Source organism: Streptomyces sp. NPDC092370, assembly GCF_044755265.1.
GTDB lineage: Bacteria > Actinomycetota > Actinomycetes > Streptomycetales > Streptomycetaceae > Streptomyces.
In genome coordinates, this window is record NZ_JBIVQO010000008.1 from 104,435 (window position 1) to 126,173 (window position 21,739).

The 21,739-nt window shown below is 70.4% G+C and carries 22 protein-coding genes and 4 pseudogenes; 18 read left to right on the forward strand and 8 right to left on the reverse strand.

Annotated features, from left to right (window positions below; genetic code table 11):
* Window positions 1–5: 5 nt before the first annotated feature.
* From ACIQHQ_RS23985 to ACIQHQ_RS24015, 7 genes are all read left to right on the forward strand, one after another.
* On the forward strand, window positions 6–956 hold the full coding sequence (locus ACIQHQ_RS23985) for a type II secretion system F family protein (protein ID WP_402615328.1): 951 nt from the start codon (window positions 6–8) through the stop codon (window positions 954–956).
* Window positions 956–1,879, forward strand: a complete 924-nt coding sequence (locus ACIQHQ_RS23990; RefSeq protein ID WP_402614813.1) for a type II secretion system F family protein — start codon at window positions 956–958, stop codon at window positions 1,877–1,879. Before ACIQHQ_RS23985 ends, ACIQHQ_RS23990 begins: the two co-directional genes overlap by 1 nt.
* A 74-nt stretch (window positions 1,880–1,953) precedes the next feature.
* Window positions 1,954–2,205 carry a hypothetical protein gene (locus ACIQHQ_RS23995; protein ID WP_010041603.1) on the forward strand — a complete coding sequence of 84 codons (252 nt, stop codon included), beginning with the start codon at window positions 1,954–1,956 and terminating at the stop codon, window positions 2,203–2,205.
* Between the two features lie 29 nt (window positions 2,206–2,234).
* Window positions 2,235–2,696, forward strand: a complete 462-nt coding sequence (locus ACIQHQ_RS24000; RefSeq protein ID WP_402614817.1) for a TadE family protein — start codon at window positions 2,235–2,237, stop codon at window positions 2,694–2,696.
* 1 nt (window position 2,697) lies between these two features.
* Complete coding sequence (locus ACIQHQ_RS24005; protein WP_402614820.1) at window positions 2,698–3,126, forward strand: TadE/TadG family type IV pilus assembly protein; 429 nt, start codon at window positions 2,698–2,700, stop codon at window positions 3,124–3,126.
* A complete protein-coding gene (locus ACIQHQ_RS24010) occupies window positions 3,123–3,593 on the forward strand; it encodes a pilus assembly protein TadG-related protein (protein ID WP_402614823.1) in 471 nt (156 codons plus the stop codon). Before ACIQHQ_RS24005 ends, ACIQHQ_RS24010 begins: the two co-directional genes overlap by 4 nt.
* Before the next feature lie 294 nt (window positions 3,594–3,887).
* Window positions 3,888–4,118: a hypothetical protein gene (locus ACIQHQ_RS24015; RefSeq protein ID WP_402614826.1), complete on the forward strand. Its 231-nt coding sequence runs from the start codon at window positions 3,888–3,890 to the stop codon at window positions 4,116–4,118.
* A 66-nt stretch (window positions 4,119–4,184) separates the two neighbouring features.
* On the opposite strand, the gene ACIQHQ_RS24020 is transcribed toward ACIQHQ_RS24015, so the two are convergent.
* The 3 genes and pseudogenes from ACIQHQ_RS24020 to ACIQHQ_RS24030 form a co-directional block, all read right to left on the reverse strand.
* A complete protein-coding gene (locus ACIQHQ_RS24020; protein ID WP_402614829.1) occupies window positions 4,185–4,538 on the reverse strand; it encodes a hypothetical protein in 354 nt (117 codons plus the stop codon).
* Window positions 4,539–4,564: 26 nt separating this feature from the next.
* A pseudogene (locus ACIQHQ_RS24025) lies at window positions 4,565–5,162 on the reverse strand (hypothetical protein).
* Between the two features lie 149 nt (window positions 5,163–5,311).
* On the reverse strand, window positions 5,312–6,277 hold the full coding sequence (locus ACIQHQ_RS24030) for a helix-turn-helix transcriptional regulator (protein ID WP_402614832.1): 966 nt from the start codon (window positions 6,275–6,277) through the stop codon (window positions 5,312–5,314).
* A gap of 92 nt (window positions 6,278–6,369) precedes the next feature.
* Between ACIQHQ_RS24030 and ACIQHQ_RS24035 the strand changes: the two genes are divergently transcribed.
* Both ACIQHQ_RS24035 and ACIQHQ_RS24040 read left to right on the forward strand, forming a co-directional pair.
* Window positions 6,370–6,735, forward strand: a complete 366-nt coding sequence (locus ACIQHQ_RS24035; protein ID WP_402614834.1) for a VOC family protein — start codon at window positions 6,370–6,372, stop codon at window positions 6,733–6,735.
* A 183-nt stretch (window positions 6,736–6,918) separates the two neighbouring features.
* Window positions 6,919–7,690: pseudogene (locus ACIQHQ_RS24040) on the forward strand (integrase core domain-containing protein); the annotation flags it as partial.
* A 20-nt stretch (window positions 7,691–7,710) separates the two neighbouring features.
* Here the strand turns inward: ACIQHQ_RS24040 and ACIQHQ_RS24045 are convergent.
* A pseudogene (locus ACIQHQ_RS24045) lies at window positions 7,711–8,085 on the reverse strand (hypothetical protein); the annotation flags it as partial.
* Window positions 8,086–8,325: 240 nt separating this feature from the next.
* On the opposite strand from ACIQHQ_RS24045, the gene ACIQHQ_RS24050 reads away from it, so the two are divergent.
* Together ACIQHQ_RS24050 and ACIQHQ_RS24055 are read left to right on the forward strand one after the other, a co-directional pair.
* Complete coding sequence (locus ACIQHQ_RS24050) at window positions 8,326–11,301, forward strand: BTAD domain-containing putative transcriptional regulator (RefSeq protein ID WP_402614837.1); 2,976 nt, start codon at window positions 8,326–8,328, stop codon at window positions 11,299–11,301.
* Window positions 11,298–12,026 carry a prepilin peptidase gene (locus ACIQHQ_RS24055; protein WP_402614840.1) on the forward strand — a complete coding sequence of 243 codons (729 nt, stop codon included), beginning with the start codon at window positions 11,298–11,300 and terminating at the stop codon, window positions 12,024–12,026. Before ACIQHQ_RS24050 ends, ACIQHQ_RS24055 begins: the two co-directional genes overlap by 4 nt.
* Before the next feature lie 81 nt (window positions 12,027–12,107).
* On the opposite strand, the gene ACIQHQ_RS24060 is transcribed toward ACIQHQ_RS24055, so the two are convergent.
* Entirely contained in the window at window positions 12,108–12,317 is a 210-nt protein-coding gene (locus ACIQHQ_RS24060; protein WP_402614843.1) for a hypothetical protein, read from the reverse strand.
* Here ACIQHQ_RS24060 and ACIQHQ_RS24065 point away from each other — a divergent pair.
* From ACIQHQ_RS24065 to ACIQHQ_RS24085, 5 genes and pseudogenes are all read left to right on the forward strand, one after another.
* Entirely contained in the window at window positions 12,316–13,329 is a 1,014-nt protein-coding gene (locus ACIQHQ_RS24065) for a lysostaphin resistance A-like protein (RefSeq protein ID WP_402614846.1), read from the forward strand. The genes ACIQHQ_RS24060 and ACIQHQ_RS24065 overlap by 2 nt on opposite strands.
* Before the next feature lie 70 nt (window positions 13,330–13,399).
* The gene (mqnC, locus tag ACIQHQ_RS24070; RefSeq protein ID WP_402614849.1) at window positions 13,400–14,599 is read left to right on the forward strand and encodes a cyclic dehypoxanthinyl futalosine synthase; all 1,200 of its coding nucleotides are present in this window, start codon (window positions 13,400–13,402) and stop codon (window positions 14,597–14,599) included.
* Between the two features lie 7 nt (window positions 14,600–14,606).
* Window positions 14,607–15,284 (forward strand): hypothetical protein, encoded by a 678-nt coding sequence (locus ACIQHQ_RS24075; RefSeq protein ID WP_402614851.1) that lies wholly within the window; start codon window positions 14,607–14,609, stop codon window positions 15,282–15,284.
* Between the two features lie 140 nt (window positions 15,285–15,424).
* Window positions 15,425–16,010: pseudogene (locus ACIQHQ_RS24080) on the forward strand (acyltransferase); the annotation flags it as partial.
* The gene (locus ACIQHQ_RS24085) at window positions 16,007–16,702 is read left to right on the forward strand and encodes a demethylmenaquinone methyltransferase (protein ID WP_402614854.1); all 696 of its coding nucleotides are present in this window, start codon (window positions 16,007–16,009) and stop codon (window positions 16,700–16,702) included. The pseudogene ACIQHQ_RS24080 and the gene ACIQHQ_RS24085, both read left to right, overlap by 4 nt.
* 5 nt (window positions 16,703–16,707) lie before the next feature.
* On the opposite strand, the gene ACIQHQ_RS24090 is transcribed toward ACIQHQ_RS24085, so the two are convergent.
* Window positions 16,708–17,043 (reverse strand): PASTA domain-containing protein, encoded by a 336-nt coding sequence (locus tag ACIQHQ_RS24090; protein ID WP_402614857.1) that lies wholly within the window; start codon window positions 17,041–17,043, stop codon window positions 16,708–16,710.
* 88 nt (window positions 17,044–17,131) lie between these two features.
* Window positions 17,132–17,656, reverse strand: a complete 525-nt coding sequence (locus ACIQHQ_RS24095) for a GNAT family N-acetyltransferase (protein WP_402614860.1) — start codon at window positions 17,654–17,656, stop codon at window positions 17,132–17,134.
* Between the two features lie 100 nt (window positions 17,657–17,756).
* Between ACIQHQ_RS24095 and ACIQHQ_RS24100 the strand changes: the two genes are divergently transcribed.
* Complete coding sequence (locus ACIQHQ_RS24100) at window positions 17,757–19,049, forward strand: geranylgeranyl reductase family protein (protein ID WP_402614863.1); 1,293 nt, start codon at window positions 17,757–17,759, stop codon at window positions 19,047–19,049.
* Between the two features lie 762 nt (window positions 19,050–19,811).
* Here ACIQHQ_RS24100 and ACIQHQ_RS24105 read toward each other — a convergent pair.
* On the reverse strand, window positions 19,812–20,651 hold the full coding sequence (locus tag ACIQHQ_RS24105) for a C40 family peptidase (RefSeq protein WP_402614866.1): 840 nt from the start codon (window positions 20,649–20,651) through the stop codon (window positions 19,812–19,814).
* Between the two features lie 724 nt (window positions 20,652–21,375).
* On the opposite strand from ACIQHQ_RS24105, the gene ACIQHQ_RS24110 reads away from it, so the two are divergent.
* The gene (locus ACIQHQ_RS24110; protein ID WP_003974383.1) at window positions 21,376–21,735 is read left to right on the forward strand and encodes an NADH-quinone oxidoreductase subunit A; all 360 of its coding nucleotides are present in this window, start codon (window positions 21,376–21,378) and stop codon (window positions 21,733–21,735) included.
* Window positions 21,736–21,739 lie beyond the last annotated feature (4 nt).

Consider the following 21,739-nt stretch of genomic DNA (forward strand, 5'->3'; position numbering starts at 1 on the left):
GCTCCATGGGCGGTCTGTTCTCCACCACCGTCCTGTACTCGATAGGGAGCGGTGTCGCCGTCGGCGGCGGACTAGCCCTCCTTGTCGTCGCCGTCCGCGGGCTGCCCGTCAAGCCCGACCACGAGAAGCAGAAGGCCGCCGCGCGGGCGAGCGAGCTCATCCGCTTCGCCGGCCGGCGCGGCTCGCTCGCCGCCATCGTCGGCCTGGTCGTCCTGGTGCTCACCCGCTGGGCCGTCGCGGGCCTCGCGGCCGGTGTCCTCGTCTTCTTCTGGGACCGCCTGTTCGGCGGAGCCGGTGAGGAGCGGGCCGCCATGCGCCGCGTGGAGGCCCTGGCCTCCTGGACGGAGTCCCTGCGCGACACCATCGCCGGCGCCGTCGGCCTGGAACAGGCCATCCCGGCCTCCGCCCGCGCCGCGGCCCCCGTCCTGCGACCCCACCTCGACGCCCTCGTCGACCGGCTGCGCGCCCGCACCCCGCTGCCCGAGGCGCTCCAGCAGCTCGCCGACGAGATCGACGACGCCTCCGCCGACATCATCGTCGCGGCCCTCATCCTCAACGCCCGGCTGCGCGGCCCGGGCCTGCGCCAAGTCCTGGGCGCCCTGGCCAAGTCGGCCCGCGAGGAGGTCGACATGCGTCAGCGGGTCATGGCCCAGCGCGCGTCGACCCGCAGGTCCGTGCAGATCGTGGTGGCGGTCTCCGTCGCCTTCGTCCTCGGCCTGTCGATCTTCAACCGCGAGTTCGTGGCGCCGTACGGAACAGCCGTCGGCCAGCTCGTCCTGGCCTGTGTCTGCGGCCTGTTCGCGCTCGGCTTCTGGTGGCTGCGCAAGCTGTCCACCATCGAGACGCCGGAGCGTTTCCTGGTCCGCGACGAGGCCTCCGTCCAGTTCGTCCGTCCGAGGACGCCGTCGGGGGCGCAGTCCCCGCAGCGGCTGCCGCAGGAAGAGGGGGTTCGCTGATGGACCTCACGATGCCGCTCGTCGTCGGCGCCGTCCTCGGTCTGGGCCTCTACGCCCTCGTGCGCGCCCTCATGCCCGGCAAGCGCAGCGCGATCTCACAGGTGGCGCGCATCGACGCGATGCGGGCCCGCGGCTCGGCGTACGAGTCGGCCCGCGTCGAGCGGGAAAAGGGGCGCCTGGGCGCCCTGCGGGCCGAAGTCGGCCTGCGCGTCTCGGAGTTCTACCTCCAGCAGGGATGGGAGCAGCGCTCGCTGCGCGCGGACCTCGCGGTGCTGGACCGCAGCTGGGAGAAGTTCCTGGCGACGAAGGCGCTGCTGGGCGTGGCCGGGCTGTTCTTCGGCCCGTTCCTGTTCGCCATCGTCTACACGCTGGGCTTCGGCAGGAGCCCGATCATCCCGGTCTGGCTGGCCCTGCTCTTCGCGGTGATCTTCTTCTTCCTGCCCGACCTGGAGGTACGGCGGGACGCCGCCGAGAAGCGGCGCGACCTGCGGCGCGTGATCGGTGCGTACCTCGACCTGGTGTCGATGAGCCTGGCCGGCGGGCGCGGTCTGCCCGAGGCCCTGATGGCGGCGGCCGAGGTCTCCGACGGCTGGGCCAACCAGCGCATCCGCAACGCCCTGTCCGACGCCCGTATCACCGGCGTCAGCCAGTGGCAGGCGCTCGGCGCGCTCGGCGAGGAGATCGGCGTCGAGGAACTCAAGGACCTCTCGGCCTCCTTGGCCCTGGTCGCGGACGACGGTGCCAAGGTCCGCGAGTCCCTCGCCTCCCGTGCCGAGACCATGCGGCACCGCGAGCTCGCCGAGATCGAGGGCAGCGCGGGCGAGAAGTCCCAGTCGATGCTCGTGGCGCAGCTGCTGCTGTGCGCCGGGTTCCTGGTGTTCCTTATCTTTCCGGCGGCGATGCGGGTGTTCCAGGTGCAGTGAGCCGTGCATGAGCCTTGCAGCGACCTTCACAACTCCAGAACCTCCGTGACCCGATTTCGAAAGGACAAGACGTCATGAACGGACGTAACTTCCACACCGGCATCCCCGCCGTGGACTTCCTCGTCACCTTCCTCCAGGCCCGCACCGAGCGTGCCCGCTCCGGCGAGCTGGACCGCGGTGCCTCCGCAGTCGAGTGGGTCATCATCTCCGCGGTCGTCGTGGCGATCGTCGGTGTGGTGGCCGCCATCATCAACGCCGCGCTGAGCGAGGGCGCCAACAAGGTCGGCGACTGCATCAAGGGTGCGGACGCGGGCAAGACCTGCTGACCGTCTCAGGAGCTACGGGGTTCACGGGGATGCCGGCAGACGTCAGCAGACGGGCACGCCGCTGGGTGCGGGCCGCACGGAGACGGGCGGCCACCCGCGGCGACTCGGGCATGACCGCGATCGAGTTCGTGCTGCTCACCCCGGTCCTCTTTTTCATGATCTTCGCGACCGTGCAGTTCGCCCTGTACTTCTTCGCCGACCATGTCGCCCAGGCGGCGGCCCAGGCCGGAGCCCGCAAGGCCCGTGCCACGGCCGACGAGCGGCCGGGCGCGTGGCGGGGCGAGGCACGGGATGTCGTGGACAGCTACATTCGGCAGTTGGGCCCGCAGTTGGTCCTCTCCCCGGACGTGACGATGGTGCAGCCGGAGCAGAACACGGTGGGCGTGGAGATCGAGGCGAGGGTACCGACGGTGTTTCCCGGGCTGGACCTGACGGTGCACGCGCAGTCGGTGGGGCCGGTGGAGCGGTTCGTGCAGGAAGAGGGGAACTGACGTGTCCGTCCCCTCGGTTCAGGAGGGCCGCCGGTTCGCGGACGACAGCGGCCTGTCCACCGTCGAGGTCGTGATCCTCGCGCCGGTGATGATCCTGTTCATCCTGGTTTTGGTGGCCTTCGGCCAGCTCGTGGACGGCCGCGGAGCGCTCGACGGCGCGGCCCGGGACGCGGCCCGCGCCGGGTCGATCCAGAAGGACCACGCGACGGCCATGGCCGAGGCGAGGAAGGCCGCCGAGGCGAACCTGGCGGACGTCTGCTCGGGCCCGGTGTCCGTCACGCAGACCAGCCAGGGCTTCGAACCGGACACCATCTTCACGGTCGAGGTGAGCTGCCAGGTGCGGGGGCTCGCCATGCTCGGCCTCGACGTCCCGACGACCCTGTCGTCGAGCTTCAGCTCCCCGCTCGATCCGTTCCGGAGGTCGGCGTGAGACACCTCCGGCCGTATGGGCGGGCGCGTTGGGCGGCCCGCCGCGCACAGTGGGACGACCGCGGCTCGGGTGCCGGCGCGGTCATCATCTTCACGCTCGTCTTCCTCTCCCTCTCCGCGTTCGTCATCGACGGCGGCCTGTCCATCTCCAAGCGGGAACGCGCCGCCGACATCGCAGAACAGGCCGCCCGTTACGCCGCGCAGGACATCGACCGCGACGCCCTCTACGAGAACGAGGGTGGTCCGGCCCCGATCAACTTCGAGAACTGCGACGCCCGCGTGAAGGCCTTCGCCCGCGAGATGGACATGACGGGCGCGGACATCGGAGCGACCCACTGCGTGGCGGCGAACGCCGAGCAGGTCGAGGTCGAGGTCCAGCTCACGTACTCCCCGGTCTTCACGGGCATGTTCTACGGCGGCGACGTGGTGGTCCGCGGCCAGGCGGTGGCGCGGAACGAGGTCGGCTGAGCCGATCCGGAACATTCGGCGAATCTGCACACCGTTCACCACGAGGTCATGGTGGTGCCGGGCGGAAACCGATCCTGGCCTGTTTTCGCGCCGTGGACCGCATTCCTGTATCGCGAAGTGGCAGAGGGTGTGAAGGCCGTGAGGTCCTCGGTGGCCGAACGGTCACACCCGTGAATTCGGTCGCCGAAATCCGACACCCACCCATAACCACTGACTGGCCGTGCCTTCTTCCGACGTGCTTTGATCGGTCGCGCTCGAGCACTTCGAATTCTTGAACGAAGGGAACCGCCCTCCATGGCCTTCACCCCGCAGATCCAGACCGCCCAGATGTCCGACGCCGATCTGGACACCATCGCCGGCGGTCAGGCGGGTGGCGCCACCGCGGGTGCCGGCGCCGCAGCCGGTCTCTACGTCGAGACCACTGCCGCAGGCCTCACCGCCGGCGTCGGGGGCGGCGTGGGCCTCGCCGTCTCGCCGCAGGGCATCGCGGCGGACCTGCACCTCAACGCGGCCGTCGCTTCCTGACGCACGCACGGCAAGAGGCCTCGGATCTCCGGATCCGGGGCTTTTCCGCGTCCCTCGGGCAGCGGTCTACTTCGTCCCGCCGTCCCCCTTGCCGCCTTTTCCGCCCCGCTTGTCCTCGGTCTTCACGGCGTCGTTCACCTTCTTGGCGAGTTCGTCGTCCAGCTTCTTGAACTCGCGCACCACGGCATCGGACATGCTCGCGAGCGCGTCCAGCTGCTGCGTGATGTCCTCACGCCCGTCCTCCCAGTTGGACTCGAAATCGTCGAGCGCGTCATTGACGCTGCCGTCGCCGATGTCGTCCCTGTAGGACTCGAAAAGCTTCTTGGTGTGATTCAGACGGGTCTTGATGGACCGCAGCCGGCGCCCGTAGCTCTCCAGCTCGGTCAGCGGGAGCGCGAGGTCGCTCTTGCCCTTGCCCATGTGGATTCCCCCAGCAGGTCGGACGGTCAGACGAAGAGGAACGTACTCGTCACAGCGTCGAAAGATGTCGTGGAAGGCCTCAGCCTCCAGCACGGGGCTGGCCCCCGAGGTGACCACGACCTGGTTGTCGGTCCCCGGCAGAGGAACGTACCTCTGTGTCAGCACCATCCGCAGCGTACGGGTGTCGCCCTCGGCGACGGGCACGTCCTCCACGCCGTAGGCGCGCGCCGCGGTGCCCACGTCCGGGATCTCGACGGTGGTGACCTTGCGCAAGGCGTCACCCTCACGCCGGGGGGTGATGGGGCGCAGGCTGCCGGCGATGGTACGGGGGTCAGTGGACAGGGTCACACCTTGTTTGTCCTTCGCCCCGAGGACGGTGACGGCCGCGGACAGCGGCAACCCGTCGAAGTTCTCGGCCATGCAGCCCATGTAGAGGGCGCCGGAGTCGTGGGCGTCCTTGGCCACCTTGCGGAGCATGGCGCTCATGTCGGTTCGGTACGGAGCGAGTTCGGGAGACGCCCGGACTCGATCGTCGACAAGGGCCCTGATCGTGGTGTCACGACCTTCGGGACGGATGTCGAACTCCCACCAGGACTCCGGAACCGCCGGCGAGAAACTGGACATCGATGCAACCTGTCTTTCCCGGTCCGCTCCCCTTACATGCTGATTCCGAGGTCGTTTGTCGCGATGTCGATCAGTCTGCTCTCGGGTACTGGTGGTGTCTTGAAGGGACCCTCGCCGAAGCTGGGCACGTGAGGCCTAGGTATTGCGGGTCAGGACGTTGGTGACGGCGCATAGTGGTGGGCAAGGTTGATGGCGAGGTTGCTGAGGTGAGCCCTGGCTTCGGTGGGGCCGTGCACAGTGATGGCGCTTCCGAACGGCAGTAGCGCTCGCACGTCCTCCAGACGCAGGAAGCGGATCGTTACCTTGTGGCCGGTGGCGAATTCTTCATGGTCGTCTTGGACGAGTCGTTGGCCAAAGATCCGTTGCGCTCGCTCGATCTGGGTCTGGTCGATGGTGGCGCTGACCTCTATCGCATGGTTGTGTTCCCACTGATCAACGAGCGCTGCAGCGACGGTGGCCAGGGTCTGGTTCTCGCGGATCCGTCGTGGCTGGTCGACTGCTGTCCAGGCCGTGATCCGTTCGAGCCGGTACATCCGTGGCACTCGGGCACAGTCGGCGACGAGGTACCAGGTGCCGGCCTTGGCGAGCAGCCCGTAGGGGTCCACGACCAGGATGCGTGAGCATGACTCGTGGGGACTGTCGTACTCGATCCGTAGCCGACGACCGCGCCGCACTGGGCCGATCAGTGAAGCCGGAGTCGTGTCGGAATCTCGTGCCTGGAGCCAGGGACGGCTGTCCACGTGCACTACGTCGGTGAGGGGCAGGAGCTCATGAGTTCGACGTGGCTGTGTAGCACCGATCTTGGAGAGCGCGCGATGGCTTTCGACGGATGCGTTGAGCTCCGCACGTTGCTTCTCATCCAGCCCGGTGAGCGACAGATGATCACGCTCGTCCGGTGTGAGGCGCGTGAGGTCGAGCCCGGACCCGGGCAGCATGGTCACTCCTCCGAGGCGGCCCCGTTGCGCGGTCACCGGGAGACCGGCGTCGCGGAGCCAATTCAGGTCCCGGGTGATGGTTCGAAGGGACACCCCGAGCGCCGAGGCAAGTTCCTGTGTGGTTACGGCATCCCTCGATGCGAGGAGCAGCATCAGGGAGAAGAAGCGGTCTGGGGTCACACACCAATTTTTTCAGGAATTGCGACAGGGAGCGGCGCATATCCCGGTGAGGCTGGTGGATGCGTACCTACGACCTGTGAGAAGGAACAACCGTGACCACATCCGTCGTGTCCATCGTCTATGTGAACGACGCTCCCGCCGCAGCGCGCTTCTACGGCGACCTCCTCGGCATGAGCCCTTCGTTCGAGACTCCGGGATACATCACCTTCGACCTCGGGCCAGGCGCTGACCTCGCTCTGTGGTCTGGCCAGTTCGAGGATCTGTCAGCGGACGTCCCGCGCACCAGTGAGATTTGTCTGGCCAGCAACGATGGGCCCGCCGAGATCAATGCGATCTTCAAGCAGTGGCAGTCCATGGGCGTCACGATCCTGCAGGAGCCACATGATGCGGGGTTCGGGCTGACCTTCCTCGCAGCCGATCCTGACGGGAACCGTATCCGCGTCGCACCGCGGGGCTGAAAGGCCACAATGCGGCAGGCGCGACACCTGTCGTGCGCGCCTGCCGTTGTCTGACTTCGAGAGGACGACGAGTGCTCCACGCGAATGCCCCTGAGCGTCGTGGGCCGTAGGCGGCTCGTGCAACCCCGCATCACCGTGTTGCCGCCAGCGATTTACCCACTTGCTGGCGCATGCGCGGGAGATGTCGAGTCCTGGCGCCGCGGGCACAAGTGGTCCGCGCAACGGATCACCGACGAACTTGTGAGTATCGGGTTTGTGATCAACCGGCGAACCGTCAGCCGACACCTGACCCGGCTCGGCCTCGGCAAACGCCGCTTCATCGACCCAGGCGGCGAGAACAACCGGAAGCCGGGAAAGATCACCGCCCGCTGGCCCGGACACATGGTGCACCTGGATGTGAAGAAGGTCGGCCGGATCCCTGATGGCGGCGGGTGGCGGATCCACGGCCGGGACAGCATCAGGCCAAGGTCGTCGGTCGGCCGAAGTCGACCGGGGCGAAGCGTGGGTACGTCTACTTGCACTCCGTCGTCGACGGTTTCTCACGGCTCGCCTCCGCAGAACCGCTGAGTGACGAGAAGGGCGCTACAGCTGCTGCGTTCCTCGCCCGAGCGAAGGTCTGGTTCGCCGCCCACGGCATCAGCCACATCCACCGGGTCGTTACCGACAATGGCGCTTGCTACCGCTCCGGCGACTTCGCCCGCATCGTCGGGCAAGGCACCCGGCATCAGAGAACCAAGCCATACACACCTCGGCACAACGGGAAGGTGGAGCGCTACCAGCGCATCATGGCGAGGAAGTCCTCGACGCCCGCGAGTTCAGCAGTGAGGACGCCCGGTCAGCCGCGATCGCAGTGTGGAACATCCACCACAACTGCCATCGGCCGCATAGTGCTGCCGCCGGAAAGCCGCCAGCAGCACGCCTCCGCGAGAGCGTCACCAACGTCGAGCCCTCATACACCCAGGACCGGGTGGCGCGTCAGTGGTTGATCGACTGGATTTCCTGGACGTTCATGTCCTGGGTCGTCTCGAAGGTGCCGTCGGGCAGGTCGCCGTCGGAGCCGTCGGAGCCTTCCCAGGTGATCTGCCAGGTGACGCCGGCCGAGAGCCGGTACGGGGTGCCGCTGGTGGCGCGGACGTAGCGGATGCCGCACGGCGGGGTCCTGGCGGCGCTGCCCTTGCTGTATGGGGTGCCGATGGAGCCGTCGTCGTCTATCTCGCAGTCGCCTGAGGCGGGGAAGACCTCGACGTCCTCGGCGCCCGGGTCCAGGTGGAGGGCGACGGGCTTGGCGGTGGTCTCCGCCCACAGGCCCGTGTTCGGCAGTGAGGCGCGGACCTTGACGTCCCTGACCCTTGCCGGGTGTGTGGAGAACGTGGCAACGCTGCGTGGCAGTTGCGAAGGGGGAGGTCCTGGCCGGTGGCCGTGGATGGAGGCGCCAGGCTGCCACGGGGGCAAACCGGACGTCGGTGAAGTTCCTCCGTCCGCCCTTCGACGCCCTCCATAAGAGTCCATAAGATCTCTGTAGGCTCAGCACACCCCCACCTCACAGCTCGGCCTCACCTCTACTCCGCACACGACCCCAGGACACCCGCCATGTCGCGACGCCGCACCTCAAGCTCGTCAAGCTCGACGGGAAGTACGACGGGGACGACGGGAACCACGGCCGCCCCCCGGAACCGGACTCCGCAACCGGTGAGGATGCGGCGGAGGTCCTTCGGGGACTTCGTCAAGGCGTTCTTCGCCTTCGTCGCCCTGGCCGTGCTGCTCGTCGGCGTGCCGGGCGCGCTGGCCACGCAGATCGGGTGGCCGCTGCCGAGCGGGGTGCCGAGCCTCGAGTGGCTCCAGCAAGAGATCACCGTCCACACCTTCCTGAACATTCTCACCGTCATCGTGTGGCTGGCGTGGGCGCAGTTCACGGCGTGTGTGCTCGTGGAGATGAAGGCCGCGCTGTCGGGTGTCGGCGTGCCGGGACGGGTGCCCGGCGCCGGGCCGAGTCAGCTGCTCGCGCGGCAGCTCGTCGCCGCGCTGCTGCTGGTCGGCGCCACCGCCGCCAGCTTCACGCCCGGACTGTCGCAGCTCGGGCAGGGCTACGACGCCAGTCAGAAGCCGGCCGTCGCCGCCGCCCAGGCGACCCCCGGGCTCTTCGCCCAGCAGCAGGTCCAGGCGTCCGGAGCCGCCGCCGCCCTCGCCGAGCAGGCCTCGCACGCCGACGCCGGTGGCAGCACCGCCCAGCAGGGCGACACGAAGTACTACCGGATCCAGCCGCCCGAGGGGCGTCACCACGACTCCCTCTGGGAGATAGCCCAACGGCACCTGGGTGACGGGCGTCGCTACAAGGAGATCTTCGAGCTCAACAAGGACCGCGTGCAGCCGGACGGGTCCAGGCTGTCCGAGGCCAGTCTCATCCGGCCCGGCTGGATCATGGAGATGCCGGGCGACGCCCGTGGCGGCGAGCTCGTCGAGATGCCCGACGAGGCGCCCAACGTGGCGCCGGACCTCCAGCAGCAGATCTCCGACTACGCGCAGACCGGCGGTCACGCCCAGGGTGGAGGCGGTGCCGGGGGCGGAAGCGACCAGGCGCAAGGAGGCGGCACCGCCCAGGTGTCCCTCCCCGGGCAGCAGCGGCCCGCGCACGACGCGGGGCACCAGCAGGCGACGGCCGTCGGCGCCGAGTCCGACAGTTCCTTCGGCCTTCCCGAGGCCCTCCTCACCGCGCCCCTCCTCGCCGCCGGTCTCCTCGGCGCCCTGGGCCGGCGGCGCCGGCAGGCGCTGTGGCAGTCGGCGTTCGGCTCCATCGGCGGTCGGCGCGGCATGGAGCCGCCCACGCCGAGCGGGGACGCGCAGGACGCGCAGGACGCGCTGCTCGTGGGCGCCGACCCCGAGGGCGTGCGGCTGCTCGACCGGTCCCTGCGTGGTCTCGCCGCCTCCCTCGCCGAGGAGTCGCGGGCGCTGCCGGTCGTGTACGCGGCCTGGCTCAGCAACGGCGACCTGCACCTCCAGCTCGCCCAGCCCGCCGGGAAGCCTCCCGCCCCCTGGCAGCAGGGGCAGGACCAGACCTTCTGGATGCTCTCCCGGACCGACGCCGAGCGCTACCAGGACGTCGACACGGCCGCGCCCTACCCGGGCCTGGTCAGCCTCGGCACCATGGACGACTCGCGGCTGCTGCTCAACCTGGAGGCCGTGCCCGGCATCGTGTCGCTGAGCGGCCGGGAGGCCGACCGGGCCGCCGTCTTCGCGTCGGTCGCCGCCGAGTTGGCCACCAACGGCTGGTCCGACCGCATGACCATCACGCTGGTCGGCTTCGGGGAGGACCTCACCCCGCTCGCCCCCAACCGGATCCGGCACCTCGAGGACATCGAGGCGCTCGTCGAGACCATGGAGGCCGAGACACGGCAGCGGCGCGGAGCGCTGGGCGCCGCCGGTCACGACTCCGTCCTCACCGGGCGCACCGGGCCCGCCCAGCACACCCGCTGGGCCCCGCACCTCGTCCTGCTGGCCGCCCAGCCGTCCGCGGAGGACGCCGTCAAGCTCGCCGAACTCGCCGCCGACGCGAGCCGGCTCGGCATCGGCTACCTCGTCGGCACCGAGACCGGTGATCTGCCGGGCGCCGCCTGGGAGATGGAGATCACCGGCCAGGGCAAGCTGCTCGCGCCCCTCCTCGGCCTCGAACTCGACGCCCAGATGCTGCCGGCCGCCCAGCAGCGGGCCGTGGTCGAGCTGTTCGTCGAGGCCGACCCGGAGCGCGGCACCGACAGGCCGGCGACCACCCCGCCGTTCCTCGTCGACATCAGCGAGCAGGGCCGGCCGGCCGTGTACGCCCGGCTCGTCGGGCCGTACGAGATCATCGGCCTGGACAACCCCGACGGGGAGCGCAGCGCCCTGCTGCACGAGGCGCTCGCCCTGCTGCTCCTGCACCGCGAGGGCGTGCACCCGCGCGTACTGTCCTCCGCGCTGTGGCCGCGCGGTGTCACCGACGACGTTCGCAACGCGCTGCTGGACCGGCTGCGCGAGTGGCTCGGCACCGACCCCGACGGCACGCCCCGCCTCGCCACCGACCGTTCCGGCCGGCTCACGCTCGCCAAGACGGTCGTCTCCGACCTGGACGTGCTGCGGTCGCTCTACCACGAGGCCACGCAGGGCAAGGGAGTCGGCAGCCGGGCCGTGCGCGGGCGGCTGCTCACGGACGCGCTGGTGCTGGTGCGCGGGCCGCTGCTCGCCGACCGGCCCGAGGGCCGCTACCGGTGGCTCACCCACGAGATCGTCGATGCCCAACTGCCGCTGCTCGTCGCGGACACCGGGCTCGCGCTGTGCGAGTTCCACATGGAGAAGAACCGCGCCGAGAAGGCCATCGAGGCGCTCGGTGCGGCCCTGCGCACCGCCCCGGCCGACGAGCGCCTGTGGCACGAGCTGCTGCGCGCCACCCACGCCACGGGCGACACGGACCGGCTGACCGCCCTCGCCACCGACCTCATCGGCCGCAGCGGGGCCCGCGGGCTGCCGCCGCGCACCGAGGCGCTGCTCGACGAGCTGCTGCCGGCCTGGCGCGACGCGATCGCCGCGGCGGGATGAGCACCGGGCTGCTGGTCGTCGCCGCCGTGCTGTGGGGCGCGGCGGCGGGGGCGCTGCTGCCGCGCGCGGCCTACCGGTTCTCGGCGCCCTCGGGGGAGGCGTGGCGGCAGGAGTGCCCCGACGGGCACGCCGTCAAGGGCTGGGTGGGGCGGGCGGCGTGCCCGGAGTGCGCGGCGACCGGATACGGTCCCCCTACGACCCTCCTGGTGATCGCCACCGCCCTCGTCTGCGCCGCCCTTGCCGCCGCGACCGGCACTCGCCCCGAACTCGGGGTCTGGCTGCTGCTCGCCCCGGTCGGCGTGCTGCTCACGGTCGTCGACTTCCGCGTACGTCGCCTGCCCGACCCGCTCACCCTCCCCTTCGCCGGTGCCGCACTGGCCCTGCTCGGCCTCACCGCCCTCGTCCCCGAACACGCGGGCGTCTGGACGACCGCCCTGCTCGGCTCCCTCGCCCTGGGCGGCGGCTACTTCGTCCTGTTCCTCATCAACCCCGCGGGCATGGGCTTCGGCGACGTCAAGCTCGCCCTCGGCACGGGCGCCGCCCTCGGCTGGTACGGCTGGCCGACGGTCATGCTGGGCACGTTCGCCGGCTTTCTCCTGGGCGCGCTGTACGGCGCCGCCCTGGTGATCACCCGCCGGGCCACCCGCAAGACAGCCATCCCCTTCGGCCCGTTCCTGATCACGGGAGCGTTCCTGGGTCTGCTCGTGGGCGCGTACACAGCCTGACGACGCCGCCCGGCGCTCGTGGGGATCAACCGGCGATCAGCCTGACGGCGCCGCCCGGCGCTCGTGGGGATCAACCGGCGATCAGCCGGCGATGCCGCCGAGGACGGGGTAGGCGACGTACAGCCCGTACGCGGGGAGAAGAACGCCGAGTAACCGCGCCCCCCGGGCAGGGCGCGCCGCTGATGCGGCCCACATCCGCCGCGGCCGTACGACGGCGCTCACCGTGCCGAACAGGGCGACGGCCGTGGACAGCCCCCCAAGCGCAACCGGCACTGTAATGATGCTGATCATGACAAACGCATCCCCGTACCCCACCGGCCCGATCCCGTACACCCCGGCCCCGGCCCCTGCCCCCGACCCCGCCGGCCACCCCTACCACCGCATGGACCGCACCACAGGCCGTCACCGCTGGTGGCGGCCGTTGGTCGGCACCCTGATGGTGGTCTGCGGCTACGCCGTGCTGGTCATCGCGCTGGCCGTCGCCTCCTACGTGCTCGCAACGATGGCCGGGCTGCCGGAACTGCCGGACGGCGGCGCCGATTTAGGGCCACTGGGGAACACCGCGATGGACCTGGTGGCCATCGCGATAGCCCTGCCCCTGGTGCTGTTGGCCACGCTGTGGCCGGCGAGACGGCCGGTCGGAACCGTCTCGTCGGTGACCGGGCGGCTGCGGACCGGCTGGCTCGGGTGGTGTCTGCTGGCCGCGCTGCCGCCCATCCTGCTGCTCATGGTGACGGCCTTCCTCCTGCCGGGCGACTCCGGCGAGTCCGGCGAGTCCGACACATGGGTGGGCTGGAGGTCCTTCCTCGTGGCCCTGGCCGTGCTGGCCGCTCTCGTCCCGTTGCAGGCCGCGGCCGAGGAGTACGTCTTCCGCGGCTGGCTGACCCAGGCGGTCGGCGCCTTCGTGCGCTCGCCGTGGCTCGCGGTGCTTCCGCAGGCCGTGCTGTTCGCCGCGGCGCACGGCTGGGGCACCCGATGGGGGTTCCTCGGTCTGCTGGTGAACGGCCTGGTGGCGGGACTGCTCACGATCCGCACCGGCGGACTGGAAGCGGCCATCGCCCTGCACGTCCTGAACAACCTGCTGGCCTTCGGCGCCTCCGCCGCGGTCGTCGGCGGGCTGTCCTCGGACGAGACCGCGGCCGACGCGCCCTGGTCGCTGGCCCTCGCCGCCGTGGCCACCGACCTGCTCTACGCCGCGATCGTGCTGTGGCTCGCCCGGCGTCGCGGGCCGCGGCGCCTGACGCCTCCGGCGCAGGCGCCCACCCCGTACCCGGAGTACCCCGGCCCGGCCCGCACGGCCTGACGTCCAGCCCCTCCAACCCCTGGCGTACGCTGGGCTGGTCCGTCCACAACCCTTACGAAAGGGACGCCCGGTGACCGAGAAGGCCGACCTTCAGCCCATCCTCGACCGTGCAGCCGCCGGTGGACGGATCACCCCGGACGAAGCACTCGTGCTGTACCGGGACGCCCCGCTGCACGCGCTGGGCGCCGCCGCCGACGCCGTACGCCGCCGCCGGTACGCCGGGACCGAGCACATCGCGACGTACATCATCGAGCGCAACATCAACTACACGAACGTCTGCGTCACGGCGTGCCGGTTCTGCGCGTTCTACGCCGCTCCCAAGGACACCGCCAAGGGCTGGACGCGTGACCTGGACGACATCCTGCGCCGGTGCGCGGAGACCGTCGAGCTCGGCGGCACCCAGATCATGTTCCAGGGCGGGCACCACCCGGACTACGGCGTCGAGTACTACGAGCAGCACTTCGCGGCGATCAAGAAGGAATTCCCGCAGCTGGTCATCCACAGCCTGGGGGCGTCCGAGGTCGAGCACATGGCCCGGATCTCGAAGGTGTCCGTCGAGGAGGCGATCCGCCGCATTCACGCCGCCGGCCTCGACTCCTTCGCCGGTGCCGGTGCCGAGCTGCTGCCCGAGCGGCCCCGCAAGGCCATCGCCCCGCTGAAGGAGTCCGGCGAGCGCTGGCTGGAGATCATGGAGATCGCGCACAACCTGGGCGTGGAATCCACCTCCACCATGCTCATGGGCACCGGCGAGACCAACGCCGAGCGCATCGAGCACCTGCGGATGATCCGGGACGTCCAGGACCGCACGGGCGGCTTCCGCGCCTTCATCCCGTACACCTACCAGCCCGAGAACAACCACCTGAAGGGCCGCACGCAGGCGACGCTCTTCGAGTACCTGCGGATGATCGCCATCGCGCGGCTGTTCATGGACAACATCGCCCACATCCAGGGCTCGTGGCTGACCACGGGCAAGGAGGTCGGGCAGCTCTCCCTGCACTACGGCGCCGACGACCTCGGCTCGATCATGCTGGAGGAGAACGTGGTGTCGTCGGCCGGTGCCAAGCACCGGTCCAACCGGATGGAGATCATCGATCTGATCCGGAAGGCGGGCCGCGTGCCCGCCCAGCGCGCGACCACGTACGAGCACCTCGTCGTCCACGACGACCCGGCGAACGACCCGGTCGACGACCGGGTGGTCTCGCACATCTCCTCCACGGCCATCAAAGGCGGCACGGCTCACCCCGAGCTGAAGCTGCTGGCCCCCAACTGACCTGGCCGTGCTGACGATCCACACCGCCCCGCTGGTCCTGCCGGCGGGCGGCGCACCGGGCGTGGACGGAGCCGTCGTGGACGGAGCCGTCGTGGTGGACGGCGACCGGATCATCGCCGTCGAGCCGTACGAGGACGCCGTCGACAGTGCGCCGGGCGCGCGGGTACGGCACTGGCCGGGCGTGCTCACCCCGGGTCTGCGGCAGTGGCACCCGCTGTGGCTGCTGCGCCACTGCTACCACCCCGACCCGCGCGAAGCCGACGAGCTGGGCGAACAGCCCCTGTGGGGCGAGCGGTTGGCGGCCCTGGGCGAGCTCACCGAGACCCGCTGGTCGGGCAGTGTGCGGCGCGGTGTGCAGCGGATGCTGCGCTACGGCACGACGGCGGTCGCCTCGCCCGGCGCACGCTTCCGCGATCCGCTGGTGGCCACGGCCGTCGCCCGGTCCGGACTGACCGTCGTGGGGACCACGAGGGCGCCCGGCACGCTGCTCGGGGAGCGGCCCGACCTCGACCCGTTCGCCGAGGGGTACGACCTCGCGGGTACCGTCCACGGCCCGATGGCCGTCGGCGGCCGGGCCGACCTGGCCGTGTTCGACGTACCCGACGAGACGGCCCTGCGGGAGCGCGGCGCGGCCACCTGTGTGGCGACCGTGCTGGCCGGCCGGCTGGTGTACCGGTCCCGCTGACCCCGGGACGGATCAGCCCGCGAGCGCCTTGCCGGACGCCCCCGGCTCCTGCGTCATCCCGCTTCAACCGGTCGGCGCCCCGGCCGAGTCGGAGCCGTCCGCGCACTGCCTGTCCCGGACCGTCGACCACATCGGCAGCCCTGCTCGCGTCCCCCGTGCCGGTCCTGGTCCCGCAGTTCGTGTGGCAGCCGCCGGAGGGCCGGCTCCCTCGGCTTCGCCCACCAGGAGGGTGTCCTGGCGCGGCTGCGGCCTGCCGCGGTGGTCCCGCCCGCGCCGGCCGCCCTCGCGTCCGGCGGCTGGTACGCCTTCGCGCACCAGGCGGAGTACGGCACGTACGACCTCGACGAGAACCCGCTCGCCCCGACCTTCTGGGCGGGGGTTCGTGACGCTGTTGATGTACGCCAAGCTGCTTCGGGACCGACTTCGCCGGGACGGCCCGCTTCCGGCGGCTGGACCGGCTCGTGACCGTGTTCAACGCGCGGGCCGTGACGATCCACCTCTGGCACGAGATCGCGCTGATCCCCGCCGTACCGCTGATCGACCGGTTCTGGGACGTGCCCGCCTTCGAGGCGTACCTGACCGCTGGACCGCCTGTGGTCCAAGTCCGGCGTGGGCCGGGTGCCGATCGCGGTGTTCGTGCTGCTGCGCGGCTCGGTCGAGAACGTGGCGGCACGGAAGCAGCCGCGGCTCCTGCCCGGCGGGCGTGCTGCAAGAATGGGCCCGTGACCCGCGCATCCCTGGACAAGCAGCCGCACGAAGTCGCCTCGATGTTCGACGACGTGGCGGAACGGTACGACCTGACCAACGACGTGCTGTCCCTCGGCCAGGACCGGCGATGGCGCAAGGAGGTCGCCAAGGCGGTCGACGCGCGCCCGGCGCAGAAGATCCTCGACCTGGCGGCCGGCACGGGGACCTCCTCGCTGCCCTTCGCCCGCACCGGCGCCTACGTCGTCCCCTGCGACTTCTCGCAGGGCATGCTCCGAGTGGGCAAGCAGCGGCAGCCCTGGCTGCCCTACACCGCAGGCGATGCCACCCGGTTGCCCTTCAAGGACGACACCTTCGACGCCGTCACCATCTCCTTCGGGCTGCGCAACGTGCAGGACACGGACGCCGCGCTGCGCGAGATGCACCGGGTGACCCGGCCCGGCGGGCGCATCGTGATCTGCGAGTTCTCACACCCGACGTGGGCGCCGTTCCGCACGGTCTACACCGAGTACCTGATGCGGGCCCTGCCGCCGGTCGCCCGGGCCGTGTCGTCCAACCCCGACGCCTACGTCTACCTCGCCGAGTCCATCCGCGCCTGGCCCGACCAGCCCGCCCTGGCCGAGCGGCTGGGCAAGGCGGGCTGGTCCCGGGTGGCCTGGCGCAACCTGAGCGGCGGAATCGTCGCCCTGCACCGGGGCTTCAAGCAGGACTGATCGCTCTAGCGGGGGCTGAGCACCCGGTACGGGTCGTCGCCCGGCTCGTCCAGCTCCCGCTGGAGTCCGCCCCGGGGCGGACGCGGCAGTCGCGGTTCGTGCACGCCCCCGCCGCCCTCGCCCGGGCCGAAGTCGAACCACACGTAGACCATCGAGTCCCGCGGCACCTCGACTCCGGCCTGCGGATACTGGCGTACGACGTAGTCGACGACGGCGAGGTGGAACTCGGGCCGGTCCGGCGCGCTGAGGAACAGACCCTGGGCCCGGGCCGTCTCCCGCGCGTCCACGGCCATCAGACCGACCAGGCGCGGGACGCGCACGTCGGGTGTCTTGCGGGACATGTGCACAGATGTCACCCCCAGCGGTACCGGAAGGGTAACTCCCTCCCGCACCGGCCGAAAGCGACAGGTGTCTTTCTGTGACAGTCGACTACTGCCAGTCAGCGGCCTGGAGGTCGAGCCGGTAGCAGTGCCCCGTCCGCTGTGGCGCCGGTGTCGTGAACGTCTCGGCGAGACGCATCCCCAGGCGCCGGGTCACCGCGATGGAGCGGCTGTTGCGGGCGTCGACCATCGCCACGACGCCCGGTACGCCGGTCGCCCGCATCCGCTCCAGCGTCTGCCGGGCGGCCGCGGTGACGTAACCCTTGCCCCAGTGCTCCCGGGCAAGCCGCCACCCGATCTCGATCTCGCCCGCCGGGCCCCAGGCCCGCTCCCACGGCTGGGCGCCCGTGAACCCGATGACCTGGCCCGACTCGTCGAGCACGGTCCACAGGCAGAAGCCGAGTTCGGCGTCGTGCCGGCGCTGGCGGGCGGTGAGCTCCTCGTAGACCGAGAGTTCCGCGGCCCTGCCCCCCTGGAACTCCATGACGTCCGGGTCGTCGAAGATCCGGTGCCAGACGAACGCGTCCTCGTGCGTGGGGACGCGAAGCCGCACAGCGGGGAGAGCTCGGTTCACGGAGGCAGCCCTTCAGCCGGGTGATGAATGCTGCTGCATAGACTGCCCATGTCCAGTGCCGGTCGGCACGCAAGATTGACGAACTTGGGGAGATCCCGCCGTGACCGTCGTGACCGAGCCCCTCTCCGAGAACACCGCCGATGTGATCGTCGTGGGCGCGGGGCCGGCCGGCTCCACCACCGCCTACCACCTCGCCAAGGCGGGACTCGACGTCCTCCTGCTGGAGAAGACCGAGTTCCCACGCGAGAAGGTCTGCGGCGACGGCCTCACCCCGCGTGCCGTCAAGCAGCTCGTGGCGATGGGCATCGACATCTCGGAGGAGGCCGGCTGGCTGCGCAACAAGGGCCTGCGCATCATCGGCGGCGGGGTGCGACTCCAGCTCGACTGGCCCGATCTCGCCTCCTTCCCCGACTACGGCCTCGTCCGCAAGCGCGACGACTTCGACGAGCAGCTCGCCCGGCAGGCCCAGAAGGCCGGCGCCCGGCTCTTCGAGCGCTGCAACGTGGGCGCGCCGATCATCGACGACCGCACCGGCCGCATCACCGGTGTGCACGCCAAGCTCGGTGAGGAGAAGCGGGAGGTCACCTTCCGCGCGCCGCTCGTCGTGGCCGCCGACGGCAACTCCACCCGGCTCTCCCTGGCGATGGGCCTGCACCGCCGCGAGGACCGCCCGATGGGGGTGGCGGTGCGCACGTACTTCACCAGCCCGCGCCACGAGGACGACTACCTGGAGTCCTGGCTGGAGCTGTGGGACCGCCGCGGCGCCGAGGACCGGCTCCTGCCCGGCTACGGCTGGATCTTCGGCATGGGCGACGGCACTTCGAACGTCGGCCTGGGCGTCCTCAACACCTCCGACTCCTTCAAGGAGCTGGACTGGCGCGAGGTCCTGAAGGCCTGGTGCGCGTCCATGCCGGAGGACTGGGGCTACACCCCCGACAACATGACGGGTCCGATCCGCGGCGCCGCGCTCCCGATGGCCTTCAACCGCCAGCCGCACTACACCAAGGGCCTGCTGCTCGTCGGAGACGCCGGTGGCCTCGTGAACCCCTTCAACGGCGAGGGCATCGCCTACGCCATGGAATCCGGCCAGATCGCCGCCGACGTCATCGTCCAGGCCCACGCCCGGCCGACCCCCGCGAGCCGTGAACTGGCCCTCCAGCGCTACCCGCGCGTCCTGAAGGACACCTACGGCGGCTACTACACGCTCGGCCGCGCCTTCGTGAAGCTCATCGGCAACCCGAAGGTCATGCAGATCGCGGCCCAGCGCGGCCTCACGCACCCCCTGCTGATGAAGTTCACCCTGAAGCTCCTCGCCAACCTCACCGACCCGACGGGCGGCGACGCGATGGACCGCATCATCAACGGCCTGAGCAGGGTGGCACCGAAGGCCTGAGCGGGGCCGGCCGGCGGCGCGGGCGGCTTGAAGGGGCGTCGGCCTCCCGGCTGCCGGTGGCTCGGGGCTGACGGATCGCCCGTGCCCGGCTGCCGTGGCTTGGGGCTACGGGGCGTCGGCACCCGCTGCGGCGGCTTGGGGCTGACAGGGCGTCGGCCTCCCGGCTGCCGGTGGCTTGGGGCGGGTGGCCGTCCTGCGGTGCCGGACGGCTTGAGCCGGATGCCGGCTGGCTGTGCCGCTGGTCTGGGCGGCTTGTCGGCCTGCGCCGGTGGCTTGGGGCGGGTGGCCGTCCTGCGGTGCCGGACGGCTTGAGCCGGATGTCTGCTGGCTGTGCCGCTGGTCTGGGCGGCTTGTCGGCCTGCGCCGGTGTCGGTCGGCCCGCGCTGGCGGTGGCCCGCCTGCGATGCCGGCAGCCTGGCGGGGTGTCGGCCCGCGGCCGACCGCCCGGGCGGGGGAGCCGGTCCGTGATGCCGGCGGTCCGTTCCAGATGCGGGCCGCCCGGCGCGGTGTTCGGCCTGCGACCCGTCAACGCTCCGGCAAGTCGGGGCAATTCGGGCATGTGGCGCGCATTCATGAGCCGTATGGGGCGGACGGCGGCGCCAGGTGCCCCCGAGAAGGGCCCTGAGGGTGCCTGCAGCGCTGTCGGAGGCGGGCCGGGGGTCGCGGGGCCTGATGGCCCCGGACAGGCCGGGAGGGCCGTTGCCTCGAAGTGGCAGCGGCCCTCAAGCCCGTTTGCGCGGAGGTGTCAGACGGCCGGGGACGTCAGAGGACGCGCACCGCGCCCGACGCCGGGTAGCCCGACAGGTCCTGGATGACGACGCCCTTGGAGGGGTTGGCCGCGTCCAGGTACTGACCGTTTCCGATGTAGACGCCCACGTGGTACGCGGAGCCCTTGCCGCCCCAGTACAGGATGTCGCCGACCTGGACGCTGGACAGCGGGACGTCCGTGCCGGCCATCGACTGGTCCTGCGAGACGCGCGGCAGGTCCACACCCACCTGCTTGTACGCGGCCTGCACGAGGGAGGAGCAGTCCCAGGCGTTGGGACCGGTGGCGCCCATGACGTAGGCGTCGCCCAGCTGGGCCTTGAGGAACGAGATGACCGTCGCGACGCTGCCGCTGGCGGGCGCCGACACGGACGTGGAGGTGGACGCGGAGGCGGAGACGGAGAGCGTGGCGCGCTCGGCGCTGCGCGTGGCGCGCTCGGCGGCTGCCTTGCGGGCGGCCTCGGCGGCCTTCTTCTTGGCCTCCGCCTTCTTCTTCGCCTCGGCGAGGTCCTTCTTGGCCTCCGCGGCGGCCTTGGCGGCCGCCGCGTCGCGCTCGGCGCGCAGCTCGTAGTTCGCGGCGGTCTGCTGGGTGGCGGCCGCGGACTGGGCCACCTGGGCGGACAGGTCGGCCGTCAGGGTGGGCAGTTCGATGGTCTGCGTCACCGGCTCGGCGGCGCTCGCCGAAGCCGACGCACCTGCCGCCGCCATGCTGAGGACGCCACCGGCAACTCCGGCACGCATGGCGATCGAAGAGGTCGCGCTGCGGCGGGGTTTCCGGTGGCTGCGTATGTGAGCGGTGTGGGACATGGGAATAACCGGTACCAGGGGCTCCTTCATATCTTCAAGAAACGTGTGCTGCGCCACAGTTGTTCAGCCAGGCCCTCAAAAACCCCCGACGAGCCTCTTTATTGACGCCCTAACGGACATTGCGGGCGCATCGTGACCAGCCTGTGATCACGGCGTTTGATCAATACGCCCGAATTGCCCCGCACCTACCATCGGTTGGGTCGATTGGCCAAGCCCTGTTCTCACGGACCTCTCATCGATGTGACGGAGGTCACGGAACGGTTGCCCCGACGACCGCGTCCCGGCGCGTAGGTCACGGCCGGGTCACGGGCTCGCGGAGATCGTGAACGCGTGCACGCGTCCACACCCCGCCCCGCGCACCCCCTGACGTGTGAACGCGCCTCTATCAAGAGATCAACTCCATCGCCAATTTGCATGCAAGAGAACCCTCTTGATATTGAGACGACCCCTCCGGCCTGCGATGACGAGCCAAAATGTCACCTCTCGTGATCACTCGGACGCTTCGCGTGTGAAGATCACCGCTCATCCGACTTCATGATCGATCGTCAGGTGGTGGAGATCACAAAGCTTGTGGAATACCCCGTGTCGCAGATCACAGAGCGCCGGGCATAAGATGCACGCGGTTGGGCTTGTGACCTGCTTCACATGTTCCCGATCTTCGCCGGGGCGGGCGGGGTTCGAGGGACGGGTGGGGCGGATGTGAGCCCGATGCAATCCGCCAGCAGTCAGTGCCGACTGAGAGGAGCGAGGAGCGGTGAACGCTTATGCGCCCATCCTCGTACTGGGAGCCCTCGGGGCAGGCTTTGCGATCTTCTCCGTGGTGATGGCCACGTTGATCGGGCCCAAGCGGTACAACCGCGCCAAGCTCGAGGCCTACGAGTGCGGTATCGAACCGACCCCCACGCCGGCCGGCGGCGGGCGCTTCCCCATCAAGTACTACCTGACGGCGATGCTCTTCATCATTTTCGATATCGAGATCGTCTTCCTCTACCCCTGGGCCGTCACCTTCGACGCCCTGGGGATCTTCGGGCTCGTGGAGATGCTGCTCTTCGTGCTCACCGTCTTCGTCGCGTACGCGTACGTGTGGCGGCGCGGCGGCCTGGAATGGGACTGAGGAG